This is a genomic window from Bacillus pfraonensis (assembly GCF_050768835.1).
GTDB classification, from domain to species: domain Bacteria; phylum Bacillota; class Bacilli; order Bacillales; family Bacillaceae_G; genus Bacillus_A; species Bacillus_A pfraonensis.
The window spans coordinates 14,018-39,537 of the sequence record NZ_JAHCDO010000016.1; the positions used below are offsets into that span (position 1 = coordinate 14,018).

Sequence of the window (25,520 nt, forward strand, 5' to 3'; positions counted from 1 at the left end):
CCCCTAAATCTTTTATGAAAAATTACTTACTACTATTCTATTAAGCTGCCGATTCTGTTGCCTTCCCTCCCGTACCACGAATTTGCTGTGCCGTACGAATTGGATAGTTTTTGAATAGAAGTGAGCCAATATATCCTGAAATAATACCAGATACCATAATACATAAGAAACATAGCGTTACTTTCATTGGATCATTAAAGCCATACATAACCATAAGTCCGGCGATTGACGTTGCTGTTCCTGTTGCATTATTTACAAGATCGAACATGGAAATAATAATACCGGCTGTCGCACCACCAATAAAGTTTGTCACATAGACTGGAATTGGTTTGCTGAAATTAAATCAGCTTGCGTAAGTGGCTCAATTGCAACCGCAATCGTCGTTCTCTTATCACCAAACTTCATTATAGCTTGTTTTTTATGAAACGCTTACTTTTATTGAATTTTAAAATTTCTGAATTCATAACCACTCCTCTCTCTTGTACTAATATTATATAAATTTATTTATATAACAGCTTTTTAAAACAACCGATACTTTGTATTTTTTCCTATACATTCAAAATCTTTAAAGTTTCTGTATTATCTCATATAGCTATCAAATAATAACAGATTCATCTATTTAATAAAGAAAAAAATTTTTATTACAAATAAAACAATGGCAAACCTATGTTGCCATTGTTTGTAAAATATTACCGTTCTACTGGAAAATGTTTTAAATCCATTGCAATTTCTGTATTCGCAAACAATGTTTGTGCTTCTTTTAATAACTCCTTATAAGTGTCTCCTTGATAACGAGAACTAATATGAGTTAAAATTAACCGTTTTACATTTGCTTGCACTGCAATACGAGCTGCTTGCTCTGTTGTAGAATGAAAATAATCATGTGCTTGTCCTTCATCTTCTGCTGCAAATGTAGCTTCGTGCACAAGTACATCTGCATCTTGTGCTAGCTGACGACTAGCTTCACAATAACGTGTGTCTCCTAAAATCGTAATAATTCTTCCTTTTTGGGGTGGACCGATAAAATCCTTACCATGTAAAACTCTTCCATCATCTAACTCTACTGTCTCACCATCTTTTAAACGTTTAAAGATTGGACCTGGCTTCACGCCTTCTTCTAACAATTTCTCAACAAGGAGATGTCCTTGTATATCTTTCTCTACTATTCGATATCCAAAACATTCAATCCCATGTGATAATCGCTTCATTTCTACAGAAAATTGCTTATCTTCAAAAACAATTCCTTCCTCTGTAATTTCAACAATTTCAAGTGGATATTTAACGTGCGTTGTACTCACTGACAAGGCCACTTCAATAAATTGCTTAATTCCTTTTGGTCCATAAATCGTTAATGGAGTTGTTCCCCCTTGAAAAGAGCGACTTCCTAATAAACCAGGTAGACCAAAAATATGATCACCGTGTAAATGTGTAATAAATATTTTTTCAATGCGACGCGGGCGCACAGATGTATGTAAAATTTGATGTTGCGTTGCTTCACCACAGTCAAATAGCCACGTTTCCCCTCGTTCTTCTAACAACTGTAAAGCAATTGCCGAGACATTCCTTCCTTTTGAAGGGACGCCTGCACCAGTTCCTAAAAATACAAATTCCACTTTCTTTCCTCCAGCTCTTTATAGAATCTACCTTCCATCTTACGGAATGTTATTTCAAATGGCAAATGAATTCCCATGAACTACTCATCTAGACGACTAGATTACACGAACGATACAAATAAAAAAATAGCAATCGTTCGTGTTTTGTAGTAAAATAGTTGTACCATAAATAAAGGGAGCGTTTAACTATGAAAGAAGTATTTCGTTTACAAACTGATTTTTCATCTTCATTTGACCGCTGGGTAAGTTCTTTCGTTTCTGATCACCCAGCACAACTAGAATGGACGACTTTAAAAGAGTTAATCCATGAGTACACAACATTGCATACAAATCAAACGTTACCGGAATATATTTCTTCCTCTATCACATATTATGCACAACGTATTTCAACGGCAAATAATTCAGAAATTGTGATTTATGAAAATCCTTCTATCTCATAATCTATAAAAATAAAAAGTGTCATGAGTACTGAATTACCATGACACTTTTTACATAAATTTATTTCGTAACTTCTGCTGAAACGATTTCTCCTGTTTTCGAAATAGCTGACTTCCTCTTTGCAAAATAGGAATCCCATATTTATCATTGATTTGATCAATTACAGCTAACAGTGGTTCTTCTTTCGCATCTTCTTCAAATGAAAATAAATCCAGTTGCTTCATTGACTCTGTCTTCCACTCTAATTCAGTAGCTGTAACACCAAGCAACCTAATCGGATCTCCATCCCAATGTTGTTTCCACAAACGTGAAGCGGCTTGAAAGATATCATGCTCTTCCCAAATCGCATTTTTTAATTGTTTACTTCGTGTTATTGTACGCCGATCATAGTATTTAATCATAATTTGAATGTTATAGCTGACAAGGGTACGTTTTTGCAACCTTTTACTAACCGATTTCGATAATCGCTCTAACATATCGAGCAATTCTTTCTCTCCATCCATATCTTTTGAAAATGTTGTGGAATTCCCGATGCTTTTATGTTGCCCCATTTGATTTGGATCAACCTCTCTATCATCCATACCTTTTGCTCTTTTTTGTAAATCAACGCCATGCTTTCCTATTTTCGCACGTATCAAATGTTCTTCTCCCTTTGCCAACTGTTCAATGGTATGTATGTGGATTTCTTTTAGCTTTTCTGCTGTTCTCTCACCAATTCCATGCATCGCTTCAACAGGACGTGGCCAAAGTAACTCCTGAATATCTCGTTTTCGAAATACTGTAATACCAAGCGGCTTTTTCATATCCGACGCAGTCTTCGCCAGAAAGAGATTTGGCGCTATTCCAATGCTGCATGGCAACTGTAATTCTGTTAATAGCGCTTGTTGAATCATCTCAGCAATCTCGAGAGGCGTACCTAATCCGTAACAATCTGTTATATCTAAATAACCTTCGTCTATAGAAACTGGCTGTATTTTTTCAGTAAAACGTGAAAGGATTTGAAACATCTCAAATGACGCTTCGCGGTACAATTTAAAGTTTGGCTGCTTTACAATTAACTCTGGACATAATCGCTTTGCTTCCCAAAGTGGCATTGTTGTCCGCACCCCATATTCCCTCGCTTCATAACTACATGTTACAATGATTCCTTTTCGTTCTTTTTCGTTCCCTGCAATTGCTAATGGCTTTCCTTGTAGCGACGAATTATGCGCAATTTCAACTGATGCAAAGAAACAATTCATATCCACATGCAAAATAACACGACCGTTTTTCGGATACATTTCTCGCATATTTCTCACCCCCAAAAAGAACATTCGTTCCCTATTCTTATTATATCAAATTCCACAAAAATAATGGAACGATTCCGTTACAAAAACTATATTCTTTCCTACTTCTATTTTTGACATACTTATATTAAATATGGATAATACTGTAAAAGGAGTGGTGATTATGAAAAAACATAGGAACCTCAACTACACCTTCCTCGTTATTATATTAATTATTGCGATTAACTATTTATTACTACCAGTTTTCAATATTAATGTTAACACCTTCACACTTCTCCCTCACCTAGTGCACGTCGCAACAACATATATACTCCCATGGATTTTTCTCTATCGGCTCATTCGCCTTGTAAAAACAATTGAATCTAAATGAAAAAGAGCGTGTAACCTTCTATAGGTTACACGCTCTTTTTGTTTTCCTTACAATTATTTCGCTACTTCTTCAATAATTGCTACAACTAATTCAGCTGTTTTTGCTAATTCTTCAACAGGAATTTTCTCGTTTGTTGTATGAATTTCCTCATACCCAACTGCTAAGTTTACTGTTGGAATACCATGCCCTGCAATTACGTTTGCATCACTTCCGCCACCACTTTGGTGAAGAGAAGGCGTACGACCAATTTTTTCAGCAGCACGTTTTGCAACCTCTACAACATGATCGCCGTCAGCAAATTTAAATCCTGGATACATAACTTTTACTTCAACATCTGCTTGACCGCCCATTTCTTTTGCAGTTGTTTCAAATGCTTCTTTCATTTTTGCAACTTGCTCTTGCATTTTTTCATCTACTAAAGAGCGAGCTTCTGCGAAAATTTGCACATGGTCACAAACAATATTTGTTTGTGTGCCACCTTCGAAACGACCAATATTTGCAGTTGTTTCAGAGTCAATACGACCAAGTGGCATTTTTGCAATTGCTTTTGCTGCGATTGTAATTGCAGATATACCTTTTTCAGGTGCCACACCAGCGTGAGCTGTTTTTCCGCGAATAATCGCATTTACTTTTGCTTGTGTTGGTGCTGCAACTACAATTTCGCCCACTTTTCCATCGCTATCTAATGCATAACCATATTTTGCTGTAATACGTTCATGGTCTAATGCTTTCGCACCAACAAGGCCTGATTCTTCACCAACTGTAATAATAAATTCAATTTTCCCATGAGGGATATTTTTCTCTTTTAAAACGCGGATTGCTTCAAACATGGATGCTAATCCAGCTTTATCGTCTGATCCTAAAATTGTAGTACCCTCTGATACGATATAACCATCTTTAATAGAAGGCTTAATTCCTTTACCAGGAACTACTGTATCCATATGAGAAGTGAAATAAATTGTCTCTACTCCTTCTTTCGTTGCTGGTAAAGTACAAATTAAGTTACCCGCTCCATGTCCAGTTACACCCATTGTGTCATCTTCAAATACTTCAACACCTAAAGCAGTAAATTTTTCTGTTAACACTTTACAAATTTCTGCTTCATATTTTGTTTCAGAATCTACTTGAACAAGTTCCATAAATTCATTTACTAAACGTTCTTGATTAATCATGAAAATGCGCCTCCTGCACTACCATTATGTATGTAACATTGTTAATTATAACAGAATTTCGCAAAAGTTTCGAAAGACAAGATAAAAAACAGATGGTTCACACATCTAGATAACCATCTGCTTTCTTCTACTCATTTAAAAGGACCCAACGCATATGATCTTCCCAAATCCCATTCACCATTAACATTTTCCGGGACACCCCTTCATATTGAAATCCAATCTTCGTTACAACTTGAATAGATGCTAAATTACGAGGCATAATCGGAGCTTCAATACGGTGTAAGTGAAATTCTTGAAAAGCGACATCAATTGCTTTTCTAAGCGCTTCTGTCGTATATCCTTTATTCAATTCATCTTTATCTAATTTGTAGCCTAAAACGCAAGATTGATAAATACCTCTCACGATTAAATTGAAAGAAATGCACCCAATAATATTCTTATTATCGCCTTTCTTAAAAATCCATAATCGAATAATTTTCCCTTCCTTAAACTCTTTTCTATCTTTTTGCAATCGTTTCTTTTGATAGTCCAGTGTAAAAAAATCATCTGGTCGATATTCTTCCCACGCCTTTAAAAACTCACGATTTTTGTCGTAATATTGAAGAACTTGCTCTGCATACGACTCGTCAATTTCTCTTAATTGCAAACGTTCTGTTTCATATATTTTCATCATCGGATCTCCATTCTTCAGCTTGCAAAACTTTTAAAAAAGGCACCGAAAAAACTTGTGTCCATCCTTTTATATTCTCTATGCACTTTGAATTTTCCTGTTCTATTTTATATACACTTCTCGAATTTTGTCCTTACTCTCCCCTTGTCCATACTTTCGTTTCTCGTTACAATAAAGTTGTAATGATTGCAAGGAGGCCCTAATATGAATAAAAAAGCACAAAAAGTTATGATATACGTTATGCTAATTTCAATGCTTGTAACAACATTGCTTGCTGGAGCAAGTATGTTTTGGTAAAAAGGACGACGTGCTCGTCTTTTTTTATTTCCTACGTTTATGTAAATAGGCTGTTTATTCTCCTGACTAGAAAATAAACAGCCTGCTCAATCACCACATTATTTTAAAGAATCATATATATATTTTATTTTATTATGAGTAGAATCGCTACGATACTAAATGAAAAAGCCATCACAAGGGCCATAACAAAGCTTGTATAATGTTTCTGCTGAAACGCTCCTATAACAAAGGTTACATTCAGAAGTGCCATGAATACAATGGATACGAGAAAAGAACATATATTAAAAGTTGCCAATATGAAGGTAACAATGAATAGAAAACCAATACAAAATTGCATATAAGAAAGCCTTGGATTCAAGTACATATAAGCAACCCCTTTTCCTATTATCTTTGTATATTCTCATTAACGCATGGTTATGTACACATGTCAAGACACCTTAAAAGAAAAGAAAAAGCCAACTTGTAGGTTGACCTTTTCATAGGCGATAGCTCCTTTTTCTTTCGCAAGTTGCTGGAACGTTTTTTTTGATTTCACAATCGACACCTTTGTTCCAATCGGAATACGATCAAATAAATATTCCACATCTTGTTTTTTCATCCGAATACACCCTTGCGAAATATATTTTCCAATTGAGCTTGGCTGATTTGTGCCATGAATGCCATATTTACTCCCATCAGTCCCCCGCGCGTTAAACCCGATCCATCTAGATCCAAGGGGATTTTTGGGCGATCCACCAGGGATATTCTTTGCAATATAATAAGGATTTTTTGCTTTCATTACAACATCGAATGTCCCCTCTGGCGTTAATTTGTTTGTTTTTCCTGTCGCTACAGGAAAGACCTTTTGAATTTTCCCATCATTAATGTAAGCAAGCTTATTCGTCTGCTTATTTACAATAATGAATGGATCTCCGACCCGCGGGTTATCTCCAAGAGGCCAAATTGGTGAAAGAGAAAAACATAATAGCAAGGATAGAAGATACGACATGATTCATTCCTTCCTTCTATATATAAATCCACTTTAATTTTTAGACATATTAGATGCGGCTATGAAAACAAAAACTAATCTCCACTTATTTCCTCTTTTATTTTCACTCGGCATGGAGCTAAAAAAGGCACTGTCCGCTTCTATGCATGGCCGGATGCTCTCGCCCACCTAAAAAATGGTTTTATGTTGTTTTTATAATTTGGATTTATATAAGTACTTTCACATTATCCTTCCCCTTAAAACGACTTTTAATGAGTAAATATTGCTCCATTTCATAAACCAGTTGAACGAGCTTCGCACGCATTTCAAACTCTTCACGGGTCTCAGGAAGTGGCATTTCTCTAAAAATCTCTCGCATTTCTTGTAATTGTCTAAGTGAAATAAGCCCCGTACTTTCAGGGCGAATCGAATTCCCCACATTTTCAATTACTTCCGCAATCATACCTGCCTGCTCATATGACCACGATAATGAAGCAGCAAGAGGCATAATCCGTTCTAAAATTTCAAATTGTTGTCTACGCATATCAAAATATCGATAATAATAATCATCTTCTCGCATAAATTGATTTTCAAGTTTTTTAAAAGATAACTCTTTTGCTTCCTTCAAAATGTCCTCTGTTTCAATTAATTCTTTTCCAGACCATGTACTATCCCGATTTCGTAAATATACAGCCATCTCGAATAAAATGGTTTTAAAATTCCATTCTACTTTTTCCTGATAGCCTTTTAATTTCTTTTCCGCACTTGGCATATACATATTTACCAATAAAGCCACGCTAATTCCAATTGTTAAAATTGCAATTTCATTTTCAATCGCTGACCACGTAATCTGTTTTAATGAATACAAATGCATGACAATAACTGAACTTGTAACAATTCCTTCTTGAATTTTAAGCATAACAGCGGTCGGGATAAAAGTAAGTAATAACAAACTAATTGCAAGCGGTGTATAACCGATTGTTTCAAAAATACCAAACGAGAACACCATCGATAATAAGCAAGCTAAAAACCGATGCAAGGAGGCTTGAAGCGATTTTCGTTTCGTGTTTTGCACACACAAAATAACAAGAATCCCCGCGGAGCTATAAAATTCTAAACCAAATAGCTGCGCAATAAAAACTGCCGCACCTGTTCCAACTGCTGTTTTCACTGTACGATATCCAATTCTAAACATATCATTGCTCCTATATGTATAAACGTAGTTACGATAAGTATAAAAAAAGGATGACAAGCTGTCATCCTTTTCTCCTTATTATTCACGTAACTTTTACATGTTACAATATTTTTTGTAAAAATTCTTGTGCCCGTTTGCTTTTTGGTGCTGAAAAAAACTGTTCTGGATTTGCATCTTCAACAAGCTTCCCACCATCTAAAAAAAGCACACGATCAGCTACTTCTTTTGCAAACCCCATTTCATGCGTTACAATGGCCATCGTCATTCCTGTCGTTACTAAAGATTTCATTACTTCCAATACTTCTTTTACCATTTCAGGATCCAGTGCAGATGTTGGTTCATCAAAAAGCATGACTTCTGGCTCCATTGCCAAAGCCCTGGCAATTGCTACACGCTGCTTTTGCCCTCCTGAAAGACGGTTTGGATATGCATCCTTTTTATCGAGCAGCCCTACTTTTTCAAGAAGTTCCTTCGCTTTTTTCTCCGCTTCTTGTTTTGCTACTCCTTTTACATTTACAGGTGCGTACGTAATATTTTCTAATACGGTCATGTGAGGAAATAAATGAAAGTGTTGAAACACCATTCCAACATTTTCACGAACACTCATAATGTTTGTTTTTGGATTCGTTACTTCTTCATCCCCAATCCAAATGTCACCACTCGTGGGTGTTTCTAATACGTTCATGCAACGTAAAAATGTTGATTTTCCTGATCCAGACGGTCCAACAATCGCAACAACTTCCCCCTTTTCAATTGTTGTCGTAATTCCTTTTAATACTTCATTTTGTCCAAATGATTTATGAAGGTTTTCAATTTTAATCACTTTTCTTCATTCTCCCTTCAATTGCCTTCCCAACAAATGTAAGAATAATTACTAAAATATAATAAACAAGTCCGACAAATAATAGCGGTTCAAGATATTTAAACGTTTCACCACCTACAATATAAGCACGGCGCATTAAGTCTGTAGCACCAATTACTGTTACTACCGCTGACTCTTTTGTAAGTGTTGCAAATTCGTTTACAAGCGCTGGTAATATATTTTTTAATGCTTGTGGCAAAATAATATTTCTCATCATTTTTCCATATGGAACACCTAATGCCATTGCAGCTTCTGTTTGTCCTTTATCAACTGCTTGAATACCTGCACGAATGATTTCTGACATATATGCACCCGAATTTAAACTAAATGCAAGTACTGCTGCTAAAAATGCAGGTATATCATATCCAATCATTTGCGGAACACCGAAATATATAATCATTAATTGCAAGACGAGCGGTGTACCACGAAATATAGATGTATATAAATCAGCTGCGATATTTAATACTCTTATTCTAGCAATCTTGCAAAGTGCTAATAGCGTTCCTAATATAAAACCAGCTAAAGCAGATACTGCTACAATTTTCAGGGTAACTTCTAGGCCCTTTAATATATATGGTATCGACGGCGTAATTGCCGAAAAATCTAGGTTCATCTTTTGTCATTCCCCTCATTGAAAATAGAAAGGCAGCTTATTTCTCGCTGCCAAACCATTTCTTCACTAATTTATCCATTTCACCATTCTCTTGCATCTTCTTAATTACTTTATTAAATTCTGCTGTTTTATCACTATTTTTTGGAAGAGCAATTGCCGCTCCTACCTCTTCTGGTGCTTCCGGAATTTCAATGCCTTGTAAACTTTTCATTTTTTCCAAATAATTTTTAGCAACTGTATCTTCTAAAATAGCAGCATCAAAACGTCCAGCTTGAATTTCTTGCACGATTTCTGGAATGCGGTCACGACCTTCTGCCTGGAAGTCTACTTGCTTTTTGAATTCCTCTGCTTTTTCCTCTTGAATAGAACCTGTTTGCACCCCTACTTTTTTATCTTTTAAATCTTGTAATGATTGAATGCCAGAATCCTTTTTCGAAACGATCATATTTTTAGCAACAAAATATATATCTGTAAAATCCGCATTCTTCTTACGGTCTGGAGTTGGTGTCATACCTGCCATCACAAAATCAACTTTTCCTGAGTTAAGAGATGCTAATAATCCTCCAAAATCCATATCTTTTATTTTCACTTCATAACCAAGTTCTTTTCCAATGTACTTTGCAATATCTACATCAAAACCGATAATTTCATCACTCTTTGAAGCTTCTACATATTCATAAGGCTTATAGTCTGCTGAAGTTCCCATAATAAGTACTTTCTTATTTGTGTTCGCTTCTTTTGTTTCTCCCTTACTACAAGCACTAAACATACTTACGATTAAAATAAGTGCAAATGAAAGTGATAATAACTTTTTCATATTTCTTCCCCCTAACAATGTATATTTAAAAGTTTTATAGAATTTTTATTCGATGTTTGTATTGTATCAGCGTTTTTATTTTTATGCAATAATTAAAATAAAAATAAATGATATTTTTATTTATAATCTACATTCGATATGTTTTTCATGTATAAAATACTGCATAATAAATCTTTTTTATGTATATTCTCTTTCATGATATGCAAGTAAGAAGAAGGAAATTCAAATTCTATTAACCATTAAAGTAAAATTTTCTATATAAATCTAAATACAAAAACCCTTTCTTTTTGTGGGAAAGAGGATTCAGTCATGCATAGAAGCGGTCAGATCCTCTTCTACCCCATGCCAAGTAAAAATAGAGAGAGAACATCCTCTTTTATTTTTCATAGCATCAACTTATATGTCAAAAAATTAAAATGGATATATAGTCTTTCAATACTAGGAAGTGTCCAAATTTATCTACTACCTATCTTTCTCGTTCCTCTCTAAACCAGCAAGATACAAAAAAAAGTGGTACAAACACATGAGTGTCTGTACCACTTTTTTCTACCCTATTAAACCTCTTCGCAATTCTCTTCAAAATACGATTGTAATTTTGCAATAACTTGCATTGGATCGTGTCCTTCAATTTCATGGCGTTCAACCATCGTTACAATCTTTCCATCTTTTAATAATGCAAAAGACGGAGAAGATGGTGGATATCCTTCAAAATATTCACGCGCACGCGCTGTTGCCTCTTTGTCCTGCCCTGCAAATACTGTCACAAGGTGATCTGGACGTTTATCATAATGTACAGAATGTGCAGCAGCAGGACGAGCAATACCACCTGCACAACCACATACTGAGTTTACCATTACAAGTGTTGTACCATCTTTCTTGAATGCTTCCTCCACTGCTTCTGGTGTTGTTAATTCTGTATAACCGGCAGCTACGATTTCCTCACGTGCTTGACGAACAACGTCATTCATAAAAAAGTTAAAGTTAATCAAGGGTTTCCCTCCTCTAGATCTATCTATTTGTATCTTACCAGTATCCGTTTCAGAAATACAAGTAAACTTACTTGCATAAGAGAAAACACGTCTTAGAGCAAATTCTAAGACGTGTTTTCTTAATGACCACGATGTTTTTTCTTTGCTTTTTGCACTTTTATAAAACGTTTTCTCCTCTTTTCTGCTTCACGTTGTTCCTTAGATTGCACTCGTTTTTCTTGTTTATGCAATTCATAAGATAAACTAATTGCTTCTTGAGCTTTCGTAAAGCACTTTGTATGCATTTCTTTTGCTGCTTCTCTTATAATACGTTTTATACTTTTCGGACGTTTTTTCTCTTTCACTTGAATACCACATCTGGCAAAGTGATTAAAATATGTTAGCATCGTATTATTTACAAATAAAAGTATCTCTTCGTCCGATGGCTCAGCACCAAAAATATACTTTGCTGCGTATAAAGTCCCTTTATGTGTATTCTCAATCATTGCCACAAAAAATTGACCATCGTGATATACTGTCAATTGCATCGACAGCCCCTCCTTAGAAAAAATTAGAAATACTGGACATCCCGGAGGGGAAGGTTACTGGCATATTAGTATGCGTCTGGACTACCAACCAGAACTGTGTTTTTGTATCTCTATATTCATTATATATTATTTTTTACTTCCTTTTTCTATTTTCTCATATGCTTCGATCATTTTTTTATGTGATCCTACAATATAATCCGGTAGTTCTGTTATTGGAAAGAATTTGAGCTGGACTGCTTCTTCTTTATTCACAGATATTGCTCCTTCATACTCATTTGTATAATAAGCAGTCGTGACAGATTGAAACTCATCACCATTCGCTAATTTTGTAAAGTAATTTGCACCGGAAAATACATTAATGAGCTTTAAATTCTTTACATGAATCCCTGCTTCTTCATACACTTCGCGGTAAGCTGTTTCTTCTGGTGATTCTCCAAGTTCCATTAAGCCGCCAAGCAAACCCCATTTCCCATACGGTTCTGTTCGTTGTTGCAGCAGAACATGTCCATCTTCATTCAATACGAGAACAACAGCACCAACCAAAATTAAAGGGCGATGACCAACTACTTTTCGTAATTCTTCTACATATCCCATCGAAACAAACCCTTCTTTTTTTATTTCGTTGTCCACACTATTGTATCATATGCAAGAAATGGTAAAACGCGTTAATTATTTTTTAAATAGATTTATTTTGATTTTTCAACATATAAGTCATTGCTATGAAACGCAAAAGGTGACCTGCACTCTTTTGCTATCTTTGGTCTCATTCAGTATGAGGTCTTTCTATGCATGACCGGATGCTCTCTCCTACCTAACAATCGTTTTTTCAGTTTGATATGAAAAAAGCTGATTCGCATAAGAACGAATCAGCTTTTTTCAATGCATCAGATTTAACTAACTGAGAACATATACTTTTTATACGTTTTTCTTACCGACAATACAAGCCCCATCATCATCATATTGGAAAATAAAGAACTTCCTCCATATGATAAAAACGGAAGCGCAATCCCTTTTACTGGCATTAATCCAACAATCATACCAACATTTTGGAAGATTTGGAGAGTTAAAACACCAATTACGCCCGCACATAATAATGTACCGAACAAATTATCTGCTGAATATCCAATTATAATTGTACGGTAAAGAAGAAGAAGGAACATAAACACAATAAAAGCAGCTATTAAAAATCCACCTTCTTCAGCAATCGTAGCAAAAATGAAATCTGTATGTTTTTCAGGAATATAGACGTTTCCATATCCAAATCCTTTTCCGTCCATTCCCCCACTACCTACCGCTAAAATAGATTGTTGGGTTTGGTACCCTTGATCTGCATGTTCAAATGGATCTAACCAACCTAAAATACGTGATTGTTGATGTGGCTTTAACAGCGTAACTAACTTATTAAAAAAGATATCTGGGTACCTTACATATATAAATATTAGCGTAGATAATACCGTCACGGGAATAACTGTACATAATGCAATTAATTTCTTTTGAATACCTGACATAAACAAAATACATGCAATCCCTGCAGCATATAGGAAAACCATCCCTGTATCCGGTTGACTGTATACAAACAACGCTGGTGGAATCGATACTAAAATAATTTTACCTATTAAAATTAAATCGGTTTGAAATGTTCGTATCATATATTTTTCATTGTGTTTCACTGCTAAACTCGCAACTAAAATAAGCAATGCAATTTTAAAAAACTCCGATGGCTGGATTGCCCCAAGAACTGGAACCTTGAACCACCTTTTTGCCCCTAATATTTCAGGCGTTAAAGCTTTAAATGGTGAAATCTTAAGTATTATAATCGAAGCAAACCCAACAATATAAAATGGCCACGCTAATTTTTGCAATTGATCTAAATCAATACTTGCAACAAGTAGTAATAACACAATACCTATTACATAGTTAATCCCTTGTTTCATTGCAAAGTTCGAATCTCCATATTGCCCTGTTTGTTGACTACTATATATGGCAGCTATGCTGGTAATACATAATACAACCAAAATTAAAATTAATTTTACATCTAAACTTTTTAGAAACTCGATGCTCCTCTTCATGACATCCTCCTGAAACGTTGTTAAGGCAAAATAAAAAACCAGGAGTCAACATTCTTCATGCTTTGACGACTGATTGCACATTAATCTATAAAATACTTATATAGAATAACTTTCTTTTTCAAACAATACAATACATTATACTACAGTTTCATCAGTAAGATTTGCCAAAAAAATATTCTTTCTTTATTTTATATCTATATACAATATATCAGCAATGTATTTTCGTAAATTCATAATACATTGTCGATATATTGTAAGATTCAGTGTTTGTACTTTTGAGCTCTACTCACTTCACTTAAAAGAGAAATTCCCATACAAAAAACGCCTCCAAAATTACTCCTGTAAAGTGAACCTCCATCACTAATCGAGCTTTTATGGGATAAAAAATAAGAAACGCATAATAGACGTTTCTTATTTCTCAAGAATAAAACACAGTTTTTCATTTTGATCTAATGTTACCAGTACGGCTTTGGTGTATGTATCTTGTTCCTGTAATTTTTCTTGTAACCACTTCTCTGTTCTGCCAAACAAAGCAAGTGCTTCTTCATTTATTTTCCCCTCTTTCATTACAACAAATGGTATTGAAAAAGGCTGCGCCTCAATCATAGCCTCTTTTTTGGTTACAGGTTCATTCTCTTGTTTTAAAAAAGAAGAAATATTCCCTCCAGGTTCCCAAAGCGCAATCGCCACTTTTGTTATATCCTCAATCTTTTGCATACGAAGTTCTGAAAGCAGATAGTCTATAGAAATACGAGCTTTCTTTAAATTCTTTAATACAATATTCCCATTTTGAATCAAAATAAGTGGATCTGGTTCTAAAAAACGCCTCCAGCTTTCCCATTTCAAGCTCAAAAAGGCAGTTAAACTATACAATATAATAAGCACAGCTGTTGTAGTCATCGAACCAATCATTCCTAATTTCTCATCTGATAACGGATGCGCTAAAATGTTCCCTAAAATTAAAGCAGTAATAAAATCAAGAAAACGGAGTTGAGAAATAGAACGCTGGCCCATAAATTTTGCTACAGCTAGTAAAAAGAAATATGCAATAACGCTACGTAAACCCCATTCTAAAATCGAAAGATGTTCTCGCTCAAAAAAGAAGTTCCACATCTCTATCCGCCTTTCCTATCATGTTATTTTTAGTGTGTGCTACCATTGCTTCTATATACAAAAAAAGCTAATCCTACAAACGGATTAGCTTTTTAAAGTTTCATTTTATTATTCTAATTAATAGACGGACGTATTATCCTCTGATACATTTTCAAGAATTTCTTTTACACGTCCTAAGAATTTACCACAAATTAAGCCATCAAGGACACGATGATCAAGAGATAAACATAGGTTAACCATGTCGCGTGCACCAAACATGCCATTATCCATAATCACTGGTCGTTTTACAATCGATTCTACCTGTAAAATAGCAGCTTGTGGATGATTAATAATCCCCATAGACTGAACCGATCCAAATGATCCTGTGTTATTAATTGTGAATGTACCACCTTGCATTTCGTCCGCTTTTAATGATTTTGTGCGTACTTTCCCTGCAAGCTCTGTAATTTCACGAGCAATTCCTTTAATTGTTTTCTCGTCCGCTTGTTTAATAACCGGTACGAATAATTCACTTTCTGTTGCAACTGCGATAGAAAGGTTGATATCTTTCTTCTGAACGATTTTATCGCCAGCCCACATTGAGTTAATTTGTGGGTATTCTTTTAAAGCTTGTGCAACTGCTTTTACGAAGAATGCAAAGAATGTTAAGTTGAAACCTTCACGTTTTTTGAATTCACCTTTAATTAAGTTACGATATGATACAAGGTTTGTTACATCTACTTCAATCATCATCCAAGCGTGTGGTGCTTCATGTTTACTACGTAACATATTCGCAGCAATTGCTTTACGCACACCTGTTACTGGAATCTCGATGTCTCCAGGTACTGTTGGTACAGAAACTGGTTTTACCGCTTCCACTTTTGGTGCTGATGGTGCAGGCGCGGCTTTTGGTGCTTCTTGCGGAGTCGGTACAGATACAACTACTTCCTCTTTTTTTGCACCTGCTTGCGGAATATTTCCAGATTCCACAAGTTTCAGTATATCTTTACGTGTAATACGTCCATTTGCTCCTGTACCCTCTACTAAATCTAAATCAATATTATGTTCACCTGCAAGTTTTAATACAGCTGGTGAGAATCGCGGTTTACCATCAGTTGGTTGCTTCACTTTTGGTGCTTTTTCAGCTGGAGCAATTTCTGCTTTTGGTTCCTCTTTTGTTTTCTCTTCTACAGCTGTCGCAGCTACTTCATCTGCGCCCTCTACTTGGATTACACAAACAACCTCACCTACTGCAAGTGTGTCACCTTCACCAGCGACTAATTCTTTCACAATTCCTGTGAAAGAAGATGGTACTTCTGCGTTTACCTTATCTGTCATTACTTCTGCAAGCGGATCATATTTATTTACGTGATCGCCAACATTTACGAGCCATTTACTAATTGTACCTTCTGTAACGCTCTCCCCGAGCTGAGGCATTGTGATATTTTCTACAGCCATGTATAGTCCCCCCGATTAAAATTCCGCAAGTTCACGCATTGCTTTTTCAACTTTATCTGGATTTACCATAAAGAATTTTTCCATTGTTGGTGCATATGGCATTGCTGGAACGTCTGGACCTGCAAGACGTGCAATTGGTGCATCAAGGTCAAATAAACAGTTTTCTGCAATAATTGCTGCTACTTCACTCATAATGCTTCCTTCTTTGTTATCTTCTGTTACAAGAAGAACTTTACCTGTTTTAGAAGCTGCTTCAATAATCGCTTCTTTATCTAATGGATATACAGTACGTAAATCAAGAATGTGAGCAGAAATACCATCTTGCGCTAATTTTTCAGCAGCTTGAAGAGCAAAGTGAACACATAATCCGTATGTGATAACAGTAATATCATCACCTTCACGTTTTACATCTGCTTTTCCAATTGGTAATACGTAATCATCTTCCGGCACTTCACCTTTAATTAAACGATATGCGCGTTTATGTTCAAAGAATAATACTGGATCTTCATCACGGATTGCCGCTTTTAATAATCCTTTTGCATCATATGGTGTAGAAGGAATAACAATTTTTAAACCTGGTTGATTTGCGAACATTGCTTCTACAGATTGTGAATGATACAATGCACCGTGAACACCGCCACCAAATGGTGCACGCACAGTGATTGGACAAGTCCAATCATTGTTAGAACGGTAACGAATTTTTGCTGCCTCAGAAACAATTTGGTTTACTGCTGGCATAATAAAATCAGCAAACTGCATTTCAGCAATTGGACGCATTCCGTACATCGCTGCTCCGATTGCTACCCCGGCAATTGCAGATTCTGCAAGTGGTGTATCTAGTGCACGATCTTCACCAAATTGATCATACAATCCATTTGTCGCTTTAAATACGCCACCTTTTTTCCCAACATCTTCTCCTAATACAAATACTTTCTCATCGCGTTCCATTTCCTCGCGCATCGCTAATGTAATTGCGTCAATATAAGACATTACAGCCATGAAACGTTCCCCCCTATTCTGCGTATACGTGCTTCAATGCATCTTCAGGTGCTGCATACGGAGCATTTTCTGCATATTCTGTTGCTTCGTTTACGATATGCATAACTTCATCTATCATTTGTTTTTCAGATTCCTCTGTTAACACGCCAACTTCTTTTAAGTAAGCCGCAAATGTAAAGATCGAATCTTTTTTCTTCGCTTCTTCTACTTCTTCCTTATCACGATATACACGATCATCGTCATCACTAGAGTGTGCTGTTAAACGGTATGACACTGTTTCAATTAAAGTTGGACCTTCTCCGCGGCGTCCACGGTCTGCCGCTTCTTTTACAGCTTTATATACTGCAAGTGGATCGTTTCCGTCTACTGTGTACCCTGGCATACCATAACCAATTGCACGATCTGATACATTTTTACATGCTAATTGTTTTTCAACAGGGATAGAAATTGCATATTTGTTATTCTCACACATGAAAATAACAGGCAATTTGTGTACACCAGCAAAGTTTGCACCTTCGTGGAAATCACCTTGGTTAGAAGAGCCTTCACCAAATGTTACAAACGTTACTAAATCTTTCTTTTCCATCTTTCCTGCTAATGCAATCCCTACTGCATGAGGTACTTGCGTGGTAACTGGTGATGAACCTGTTACAATACGATTTTTCTTCTGACCGAAGTGACCTGGCATTTGACGGCCACCAGAGTTTGGATCTCCTGCTTTTGCAAAGCCAGATAACATAAGCTCTTTTGCTGTCATACCAAATGCTAGTACAACACCCATATCACGGTAGTATGGCAGTGCATAGTCTTTTTCACGATCAAGTGCAAACGCTGCGCCTACTTGTGCAGCTTCTTGTCCTTGACAAGAAATTACGAATGGAATTTTTCCTGCACGGTTTAATAACCACATACGTTCGTCAATTTTACGCGCAAGCAACATTGTGCGATACATTTCTAATACTTGCTCATCACTTAAGCCAAGTTCTTCATGGCGCTTTTCTTTTACTTCTGCCATTTTCATAACCTCCTAAATCCACATTTTTATGCGTGTAACGCTTTTCCATCTACCGCTAATGCAGCTTCACCAATTGCTTCAGATAAAGATGGATGCGGATGAATTGTATGTGCAACTTCCCAAGGTGTTGCATCAAGTACTCTTGCAAGACCCGCTTCAGAAATCATATCCGTTACATGTGGGCCAATCATATGAACACCAAGAATATCATTTGTTTCTTCATCAACTACAAGTTTCACAAAACCATCTGATTCTCCGTATACAAGTGCTTTTCCGATTGCACGGAATGAGAACTTACCTACTTTTAACTTATAGCCTTTTTCTTTTGCTTCTTGCTCTGTTAAACCAACAGAAGCAACTTCTGGACTACTGTATACGCATTTCGATACCATTGAGTAATCAATTGGCATAACTTCTTTACCTGCAATATGTTCTACAGCTACAATCCCTTCATGAGAAGCAACATGCGCAAGTTGCAGGCCACCAATTACATCACCAATTGCGTAAATATGTGACTCTTTCGTTTGGTAAAATTCATTTGTTTGAATGTATCCTTTTTCTACGATGATATCTGTATTCTCTAAACCGATATTTTGCGTATTTGCTTGCCTTCCTACAGATACAAGCATTTTTTCTGCTTTGAATTCTTTATTTTCACCATTGTGCTCGGCTTGAATCGCTACTCCATTATCTTTTACCAATGTTTCTGGTAATACTTTTGCACCTGTCACCACTTTAATACCTTTTTTCTTTAATAAACGTTGCATTTCTTTTGAAACATCCTGATCTTCAAGCGGCAGGACATGTTTTGCGTATTCTAATACAGTAACTTCTACACCGAAGTCAGCAAGCATAGATGCCCATTCAATTCCAATTACGCCACCACCGACGATAATAATTGAACTCGGAAGCGTTTCCATTTTTAGGGCATGATCCGATGACATTACGTACTCTCCGTCTAATTCTAATCCTGGTAATGAATTTGGACGAGATCCTGTTGCAATCAGAACATTTTTTGGAATCAACATTTCATTCTCTTCACCACTTGCCAATTCAACTGAAATTGTTCCTGGCATTGGAGAGAAGATAGAAGGTCCAAGAATTCGGCCGATACCTTCAAACACATCAATTTTACCTTGCTTCATTAAATGTTGAACACCTTTGTGAAGCTGCGTTACAATCTTTTCTTTACGCTCTTGCACTTTTGCAAAGTTTAATTCTACATTACTTGTTACAACACCGAATTCTTCACTCTTTTTCGCAGTCGCATATACTTCAGCACTACGTAGCAATGCTTTACTAGGAATACAGCCTTTGTGCAGGCAAGTACCTCCCAGATTATCTTTTTCAACAAGTGCTGTTTTCAGCCCTAATTGTGATGCACGAATAGCAGCAACATATCCACCAGTACCGCCGCCAACGATGACTAAATCATACTCTTTTGCCATTATCTCAACCCCTAGCTACCGTTTCTTTTTCTCGTACAACATACTCTTTTGGATCTTCTTCTTCACGTAATACGCGAAGTGCTCCTTCTGCTAATGCTTGTAATTCATCTTCTCCAGGATGTACAATCACATCTGCAATCCAATGAACACGATCTTTGATCTCATCAACAAGAATTTTGCTATACGCAAGTCCTCCTGTTAAAACGATGGCATCGATTTTCCCATGAAGAACGCTGCTTGCTCCACCAATTTCTTTCGCAACTTGATATGCCATTGCTTTATAAATAAGAGTTGCCTCAGGATCGCCTTTTTCGACCATGTTTTCAACTTTAATTGCATCGTTTGTACCAATAAGACTCACTAATCCGCCTTGTCCAACAATCTTTTTCATCATTTCATCGCGGTAATAGTCACCAGAGAAACACATTTCTATTAACTGACCAACCGGTACTGTTCCCGCACGCTCTGGACTAAATGGCCCTTCTCCATTTAAGCCATTATTTACATCAATGACTTTCCCTTGCTTATGAGCACCAACTGTAATTCCACCGCCCATGTGTGCAATTAATAGGTTTAAATCTTCATATTTACGACCAAGTTCTTCCGCGACTTTACGTGCCACTGCTTTTTGGTTTAACGCATGAAAAATACTTTTTCGCTCCATGCCAGAAATTCCGCTAATGCGAGCGATTGGCTCCATTTCATCAACAACAACTGGATCAACAATGAAAGCTGGAATATTTAACCCAGAAGCAATTTCATACGCCAAAATACCGCCAAGGTTTGAAGCATGGTGGCCACTATATCCATTTTTCAAATCTTCTAACATAGCTTCGTTCACTGTATACGTACCGCCTTCAATCGGACGAAGTAATCCTCCGCGTCCACAAACAGCGTTTAATTTTGAAATATTAATGCCATGAGAATGTAGAACCTCTAAAATTGTTTCTTTTCGAAATTCATATTGATCAATAATTCGTTTATATTCTCCAATTTTATCTACATCGTGACGAATTGTTTCTTCTAAAACGGGTCTTTCATTATCAAAAACACCTATTTTTGTAGATGTACTTCCCGGATTAATAACAAGGATGCGATTTAAAGACACTGTTGCTACCTCCACCTTATAAATTCAAAAGGCAGTGGCAACCTCATAAGAGGTAACCACAGCTTTTGTAGAAGTTGTATATGAAAGAATTAGCGACGGCTAATGATGTCATGTCCGTTGCGTAAGTACGTGCTGCGAGTATTTTTCAAGCTTGCGATACGCTCTTCAGCTAGTCGGTCTGCTGCAACATAAGTTGGTATACCATCACGTTTTGAAATCTCAATTACTTTTGCAATTGTGTCATAAATTGACTCTACTCGTTTTAATGCACGTTCTCTATTGTATCCATATAATTCATCTGCTACGTTAATTACGCCGCCTGCATTAATTACATAGTCCGGTGCGTATACAATTCCCATTTCATGAATTGTGTCACCATGACGATCTTCTTTTAATTGGTTATTTGCAGAACCTGCGATTACTTTTGCTTTAAATTGTGGAATTGTTTCGTCATTTACTGTTGCACCTAATGCACATGGCGCATAAATATCGCATTCTACACCATAAATTTCATTTGGTTCAACTGCTGTTGCACCAAATTCTTCTACCGCACGTTGTACCGCTTCTTTATTGATATCTGTAACGATTAATTGTGCTCCTTCAGCGTGTAAATGTTTGCATAAATGATATGCTACGTTACCAACACCTTGAACAGCAATTACTTTACCTTCTAGGCTATCTGTGCCAAATGCTTCTTTTGCTGCTGCTTTCATACCACGATAAACACCATAAGCAGTTACTGGAGATGGGTTACCAGAAGAACCGAATGAAGGTGAAATACCTGTTACAAAGTCAGTTTCTTCGTGGATAATATCCATATCATCAACAGTTGTACCAACATCTTCTGCAGTAATGTAGCGTCCGTTTAATCCTTGAATGTAACGTCCTAGTGCACGGAACATCGCTTCACTTTTATCTTTACGTGGATCACCGATGATAACTGTTTTTGCACCACCTAGATTTAAACCAGCTGCTGCATTTTTATATGTCATCCCTTTTGCAAGGCGCAATGCATCTTCAATCGCCGCTTCTTCAGAATCATATGTCCACATTCTTGTTCCACCAAGAGCTGGTCCAAGTGTTGTATCATGAATTGCAATGATTGCTTTTAATCCAGACTCTTTATCTTGACAAAATACTACTTGCTCATAATCATATTTTTCTAAGTATTCGAAGATTTCTAATGTCATTGTCATTTCCCCCTAATTGTTTTACCCTTTTGGTTTATTTAGAAGCAGTCGCAACTGCTAAAGCTAATGAATATACTTTTGTTTCTGCTGAATCAGCACGAGATGTCAAAACAATCGGTGCTTTTGCGCCAGCAATCATCGCTCCTACATTTGCATTTGCAAAATAGACAAGCGATTTATATAGCACGTTTCCAGCTTCAATCGTTGGGACGAGTAAAATGTCTGCCTTACCTGCTACATCACCTACTATGCCTTTATGCTCTGCTGCAATTTGTGATACAGCATTATCTAAAGCAAGCGGTCCATCAACGATACAATCTTTAATTTGTCCACGACGATTCATTTGTGTTAACATCGCCGCATCGATTGTAGCCTGCATCGCTGGGTTAATAACTTCCACCGCTGCAATTGGAGCCACTTTCGGCAATTCGATTCCTATTGCCCGGGCAACTTCCACAGTATTTTGTATAATGGCAGCTTTCTGCTGTACATCAGGTGCAATGTTCATAGCTGCATCTGTGACGAAAATAAAGCGATCATAATTTGGAACTTCAAACGCTGCAACATGTGATAACACGCTACCTTTTCGAAGCCCCCACTCTTTATTTAATACTGCTTTTAAAATACTTGCTGTTGGGATGTTTCCCTTCATAAGTACATCTGCTTCACCATTTCTTACAGCTTTAACAGAAAGTTCCGCGGCCTCAGCATCTGATGATGCCGCAATCACTTGAACATGTTCTGAAACTTGTAAGCCACGCTCTTGTAGCATACCCATAATTTTTTCTTGATTTCCATATAGACGAAATTGAGCTAACTGTAATTGAATAGCTTTAGCTACCGCTTCAATTACTTCATGATCTTCAGCTACTGCTACAGCCACAGTTTTTTTAGGTTGTCCTGCCGCTTGATCAATTAGATGTTTTAACTTCATATTTTGTAATCAACCCTTTCCGTCGTCCCTCGTCTATTTAATAAGCAAATACCGTGCCAACTTTTCAAATTGGTCCTACCAATAATGAAAACGCATACAAAATACAGTGAAATCAGTACTTTATAAATTTACATAATATTCTGTCCTAAATTGTCGTTTTTTGTATACCATGCAATAAATTGCATGGTACGCAATTTATTGCATGCTATTTTTTGCATGGTCATACTTTTCTAACTTATAATATAAATTTCGAACTGAAATTCCTAACGCTTTCGCTGTCTTTGTTTTATTCCCATCAAATTTCTCTAAATATTCATGTATGATATTCCCTTCAAACTCCGTGACTAAATGTTCAAGAGACTTCTCCTCTAACTCTGGTAGTAAATTACTTCCTTTTAACTCCACTTGGTCTTCTTTATGCAAAGAAGGCAAATGATGCACATCAATATACATTTCATTATAGTTCATAAAAATAATTGCCCGTCCCAAAATATTCTCAAGTTCTCTGACGTTTCCCGGCCAATCATACGATTGCAAATATTCAATAGCCGATTCCGTTAACCCTTCTACATTTCGGCCATAATCTTGATTGATTTTTTGAATCAATCGTTCTGATATTACTGGAATATCTTCCTTTCGCTGACGAAGAGATGGAATTTGAATTGGAATTTTATTTAAGCGATAATATAAATCTTCCCGAAATTCACCTTCCAAAATTGCTTTTTCTAAATTCACATGCGTCGCTGCAATAACCCTAACATTGATAGGAATTGGTTTTGTCCCTCCAACTTTCACAATTTCTTTTTCCTGCAAAACACGTAATAGTTTTGCTTGCGTATTAGCAGACAACTCACCAATCTCATCTAAAAAAATACTTCCATTATTCGCTTCTTCAAAGAAACCTCGTTTACCGCCTCTTCTCGCTCCAGAAAAAGCACCTTCTTCGTAACCGAACAATTCGCTTTCTAATAAAGTTTCGGAGATAGCGGCACAATTCACACGCACAAACTTATTATATTTCCGGTTACTCCCATTATGGATAGCATGTGCAAATAACTCTTTTCCAGTCCCTGATTCTCCGCGAAGCAATACTGTTGCTGGTGTATTTGCTCCAAGCTTTGCTTGTTCTATTGCCGCCATCGTTTCATCAGACGTTCCTACGATATCCTCAAAAGAATATTTTGCTTCTAGCGTCCGAATAATTTGTCTTGCCCGATTTAATTCATGTGTTAACTTTTGAATTTCTGAGACATCACGAATAACACCAACGCTACCTTTCAATATGCCATCCACAATAACCGGTGCAACATTTACAATTACATCACGTTTCTTCTGACCGATTTTCATATGAATTCCTCGTACCGCTCTACGCGTCCGAAGTACTTTCATATGCATACTTTCACCCTCTACAATATCAGTCGTTGCAGGTTTTCCAATTATGTCATCCTCTGTAAGGCCTGTTAACTTCGTATAGGCGGGATTTATAACAAGACCTCTCCCCTTCTCATCTACAACAGAAATTGCTTCCTCAGATGAATGAATAATCGCTTCCAGTAAGGTTTGAATTTCTTTTAGGTCCGTAACCTCTTCTGCCAAATCTACAACTTCTGTAATATCTTTAAAAATAGCAAAAGCTCCTTGAACCTCTCCATCTTCTTTTAAAATAGGAATACGAGTTGTAATAATCTTTTTTTCATTCCCTAACGTCAACTCATGATTCACTTCTATTTGTTTCGTTCGTATAATACGAAGTAATTTACTAGTCGGAATTACTTCTAAAATATATTTCCCTACCGCATCTCCAGTTTTATAACCAATTATACGTTCTGCACTTTTATTAAACAGCTTTACATAACCCTCTGCATCAATAACGATCATTCCGTCATGGGTAGAATTTAAAATCAAATTTCCTTGCTGTGTTTGTTCTTTCAGTTTTTCAATTAAATCCTCTTTCTCATGCGCCAACTTCGTAACGATTTTCGCAATATCCCCTGGTATAAGAAGTGTATTTTCACGCTTTTTTGCTAAAAGAACTTTATGTAAATGATAATCTCCCGTCATATCAAACATTACGTCAATATCAACTTCCAAAAAGGGCTCTATATCCGCTCCAATTGCAATATGTTGCTCCTTTGCAAATTGTAACCCTTTCGCCTTTGGATTTATATCAATCATCCCTATAATTTCAAATATATTCGAAGTCTGTAGCAAGCTTAGAATCGTACTTCCACCTTCGCCTGCTCCAATAATTAACACTTTTTGTTTCACACATTTCACTTCCCCTCGAAGTATCTCTGCAAAATTTTTCACACCTTTATCTTACTCGTTCAGCAACTACTTGACAAATCCCCTTTCGATATAACATCATTTAATATATACGAAATTATCTGA

At 36.4% G+C, this 25,520-nt stretch carries 26 protein-coding genes and 1 pseudogene; 3 read left to right on the forward strand and 24 right to left on the reverse strand.

Annotated elements, in window-relative coordinates; genetic code table 11:
* Nucleotides 1-40: 40 nt before the first annotated feature.
* Both KFD70_RS16625 and rnz read right to left on the reverse strand, forming a co-directional pair.
* Nucleotides 41-405 (reverse strand): annotated as a pseudogene (locus tag KFD70_RS16625) (PTS sugar transporter subunit IIC); the annotation flags it as partial.
* 284 nt (nt 406-689) lie between these two features.
* Nucleotides 690-1,613: a ribonuclease Z gene (gene rnz / locus KFD70_RS16630; protein WP_336450013.1), complete on the reverse strand. Its 924-nt coding sequence runs from the start codon at nt 1,611-1,613 to the stop codon at nt 690-692.
* Nucleotides 1,614-1,801: 188 nt separating this feature from the next.
* Between rnz and KFD70_RS16635 the strand changes: the two genes are divergently transcribed.
* Nucleotides 1,802-2,053 (forward strand): DUF3932 family protein, encoded by a 252-nt coding sequence (locus KFD70_RS16635; protein ID WP_336450014.1) that lies wholly within the window; start codon nt 1,802-1,804, stop codon nt 2,051-2,053.
* A gap of 48 nt (nt 2,054-2,101) precedes the next feature.
* Here KFD70_RS16635 and KFD70_RS16640 read toward each other — a convergent pair whose 3' ends face one another.
* Entirely contained in the window at nt 2,102-3,340 is a 1,239-nt protein-coding gene (locus KFD70_RS16640; RefSeq protein ID WP_336450015.1) for a DNA polymerase IV, read from the reverse strand.
* A gap of 160 nt (nt 3,341-3,500) precedes the next feature.
* On the opposite strand from KFD70_RS16640, the gene KFD70_RS16645 reads away from it, so the two are divergent.
* Nucleotides 3,501-3,707 (forward strand): hypothetical protein, encoded by a 207-nt coding sequence (locus tag KFD70_RS16645; RefSeq protein WP_336450016.1) that lies wholly within the window; start codon nt 3,501-3,503, stop codon nt 3,705-3,707.
* 53 nt (nt 3,708-3,760) lie between these two features.
* Here the strand turns inward: KFD70_RS16645 and KFD70_RS16650 are convergent, their stop codons facing one another.
* Entirely contained in the window at nt 3,761-4,879 is a 1,119-nt protein-coding gene (locus tag KFD70_RS16650; RefSeq protein ID WP_336450017.1) for a tripeptidase T, read from the reverse strand.
* Nucleotides 4,880-5,006: 127 nt separating this feature from the next.
* A complete protein-coding gene (locus tag KFD70_RS16655; RefSeq protein ID WP_026049154.1) occupies nt 5,007-5,552 on the reverse strand; it encodes a GNAT family N-acetyltransferase in 546 nt (181 codons plus the stop codon).
* A 201-nt stretch (nt 5,553-5,753) separates the two neighbouring features.
* Here KFD70_RS16655 and prli42 point away from each other — a divergent pair, with 201 nt between their 5' ends.
* On the forward strand, nt 5,754-5,846 hold the full coding sequence (prli42, locus tag KFD70_RS16660; RefSeq protein ID WP_016116231.1) for a stressosome-associated protein Prli42: 93 nt from the start codon (nt 5,754-5,756) through the stop codon (nt 5,844-5,846).
* A 124-nt stretch (nt 5,847-5,970) separates the two neighbouring features.
* On the opposite strand, the gene KFD70_RS16665 is transcribed toward prli42, so the two are convergent.
* From KFD70_RS16665 to KFD70_RS16755, 19 genes are all read right to left on the reverse strand, one after another.
* Nucleotides 5,971-6,210: a DUF3894 domain-containing protein gene (locus KFD70_RS16665; protein WP_336450018.1), complete on the reverse strand. Its 240-nt coding sequence runs from the start codon at nt 6,208-6,210 to the stop codon at nt 5,971-5,973.
* 63 nt (nt 6,211-6,273) lie between these two features.
* Nucleotides 6,274-6,834, reverse strand: coding sequence for a L,D-transpeptidase (locus KFD70_RS16670; RefSeq protein ID WP_336450019.1), 561 nt, complete (start codon nt 6,832-6,834; stop codon nt 6,274-6,276).
* A 205-nt stretch (nt 6,835-7,039) separates the two neighbouring features.
* Complete coding sequence (locus KFD70_RS16675; protein ID WP_336450020.1) at nt 7,040-8,008, reverse strand: aromatic acid exporter family protein; 969 nt, start codon at nt 8,006-8,008, stop codon at nt 7,040-7,042.
* 100 nt (nt 8,009-8,108) lie between these two features.
* Nucleotides 8,109-8,831, reverse strand: coding sequence for an amino acid ABC transporter ATP-binding protein (locus KFD70_RS16680; RefSeq protein WP_336450021.1), 723 nt, complete (start codon nt 8,829-8,831; stop codon nt 8,109-8,111).
* Nucleotides 8,824-9,483, reverse strand: coding sequence for an amino acid ABC transporter permease (locus KFD70_RS16685; protein WP_336450022.1), 660 nt, complete (start codon nt 9,481-9,483; stop codon nt 8,824-8,826). Before KFD70_RS16685 ends, KFD70_RS16680 begins: the two co-directional genes overlap by 8 nt.
* A gap of 37 nt (nt 9,484-9,520) precedes the next feature.
* Complete coding sequence (locus KFD70_RS16690) at nt 9,521-10,300, reverse strand: transporter substrate-binding domain-containing protein (RefSeq protein ID WP_336450023.1); 780 nt, start codon at nt 10,298-10,300, stop codon at nt 9,521-9,523.
* 554 nt (nt 10,301-10,854) lie between these two features.
* Nucleotides 10,855-11,268 carry a BrxA/BrxB family bacilliredoxin gene (locus KFD70_RS16695; RefSeq protein ID WP_336450616.1) on the reverse strand — a complete coding sequence of 138 codons (414 nt, stop codon included), beginning with the start codon at nt 11,266-11,268 and terminating at the stop codon, nt 10,855-10,857.
* A 140-nt stretch (nt 11,269-11,408) separates the two neighbouring features.
* Nucleotides 11,409-11,816 (reverse strand): YjdF family protein, encoded by a 408-nt coding sequence (locus KFD70_RS16700; RefSeq protein WP_336450024.1) that lies wholly within the window; start codon nt 11,814-11,816, stop codon nt 11,409-11,411.
* 126 nt (nt 11,817-11,942) lie between these two features.
* The gene (locus tag KFD70_RS16705) at nt 11,943-12,410 is read right to left on the reverse strand and encodes an NUDIX hydrolase (RefSeq protein ID WP_336450025.1); all 468 of its coding nucleotides are present in this window, start codon (nt 12,408-12,410) and stop codon (nt 11,943-11,945) included.
* A 296-nt stretch (nt 12,411-12,706) separates the two neighbouring features.
* Entirely contained in the window at nt 12,707-13,885 is a 1,179-nt protein-coding gene (locus tag KFD70_RS16710) for an FtsW/RodA/SpoVE family cell cycle protein (protein WP_336450026.1), read from the reverse strand.
* Between the two features lie 411 nt (nt 13,886-14,296).
* Entirely contained in the window at nt 14,297-14,998 is a 702-nt protein-coding gene (locus KFD70_RS16715) for a DUF421 domain-containing protein (protein WP_336450027.1), read from the reverse strand.
* Between the two features lie 117 nt (nt 14,999-15,115).
* On the reverse strand, nt 15,116-16,435 hold the full coding sequence (locus KFD70_RS16720) for a dihydrolipoamide acetyltransferase family protein (RefSeq protein ID WP_336450028.1): 1,320 nt from the start codon (nt 16,433-16,435) through the stop codon (nt 15,116-15,118).
* A gap of 15 nt (nt 16,436-16,450) precedes the next feature.
* Nucleotides 16,451-17,434 (reverse strand): 3-methyl-2-oxobutanoate dehydrogenase subunit beta, encoded by a 984-nt coding sequence (gene bfmBAB, locus KFD70_RS16725; RefSeq protein WP_098490143.1) that lies wholly within the window; start codon nt 17,432-17,434, stop codon nt 16,451-16,453.
* A 13-nt stretch (nt 17,435-17,447) separates the two neighbouring features.
* Nucleotides 17,448-18,449 carry a 3-methyl-2-oxobutanoate dehydrogenase subunit alpha gene (gene bfmBAA, locus KFD70_RS16730; RefSeq protein ID WP_336450029.1) on the reverse strand — a complete coding sequence of 334 codons (1,002 nt, stop codon included), beginning with the start codon at nt 18,447-18,449 and terminating at the stop codon, nt 17,448-17,450.
* Nucleotides 18,450-18,475: 26 nt separating this feature from the next.
* A complete protein-coding gene (gene lpdA, locus KFD70_RS16735) occupies nt 18,476-19,897 on the reverse strand; it encodes a dihydrolipoyl dehydrogenase (protein ID WP_336450030.1) in 1,422 nt (473 codons plus the stop codon).
* Between the two features lie 4 nt (nt 19,898-19,901).
* Entirely contained in the window at nt 19,902-21,005 is a 1,104-nt protein-coding gene (gene buk, locus KFD70_RS16740; protein ID WP_336450031.1) for a butyrate kinase, read from the reverse strand.
* An 89-nt stretch (nt 21,006-21,094) separates the two neighbouring features.
* Nucleotides 21,095-22,195: a leucine dehydrogenase gene (locus KFD70_RS16745; RefSeq protein ID WP_336450032.1), complete on the reverse strand. Its 1,101-nt coding sequence runs from the start codon at nt 22,193-22,195 to the stop codon at nt 21,095-21,097.
* Between the two features lie 34 nt (nt 22,196-22,229).
* The gene (yqiS, locus tag KFD70_RS16750) at nt 22,230-23,129 is read right to left on the reverse strand and encodes a phosphate butyryltransferase (protein WP_336450033.1); all 900 of its coding nucleotides are present in this window, start codon (nt 23,127-23,129) and stop codon (nt 22,230-22,232) included.
* Between the two features lie 195 nt (nt 23,130-23,324).
* A complete protein-coding gene (locus KFD70_RS16755; protein WP_336450034.1) occupies nt 23,325-25,397 on the reverse strand; it encodes a sigma 54-interacting transcriptional regulator in 2,073 nt (690 codons plus the stop codon).
* Between the last annotated feature and the right edge of the window lie 123 nt (nt 25,398-25,520).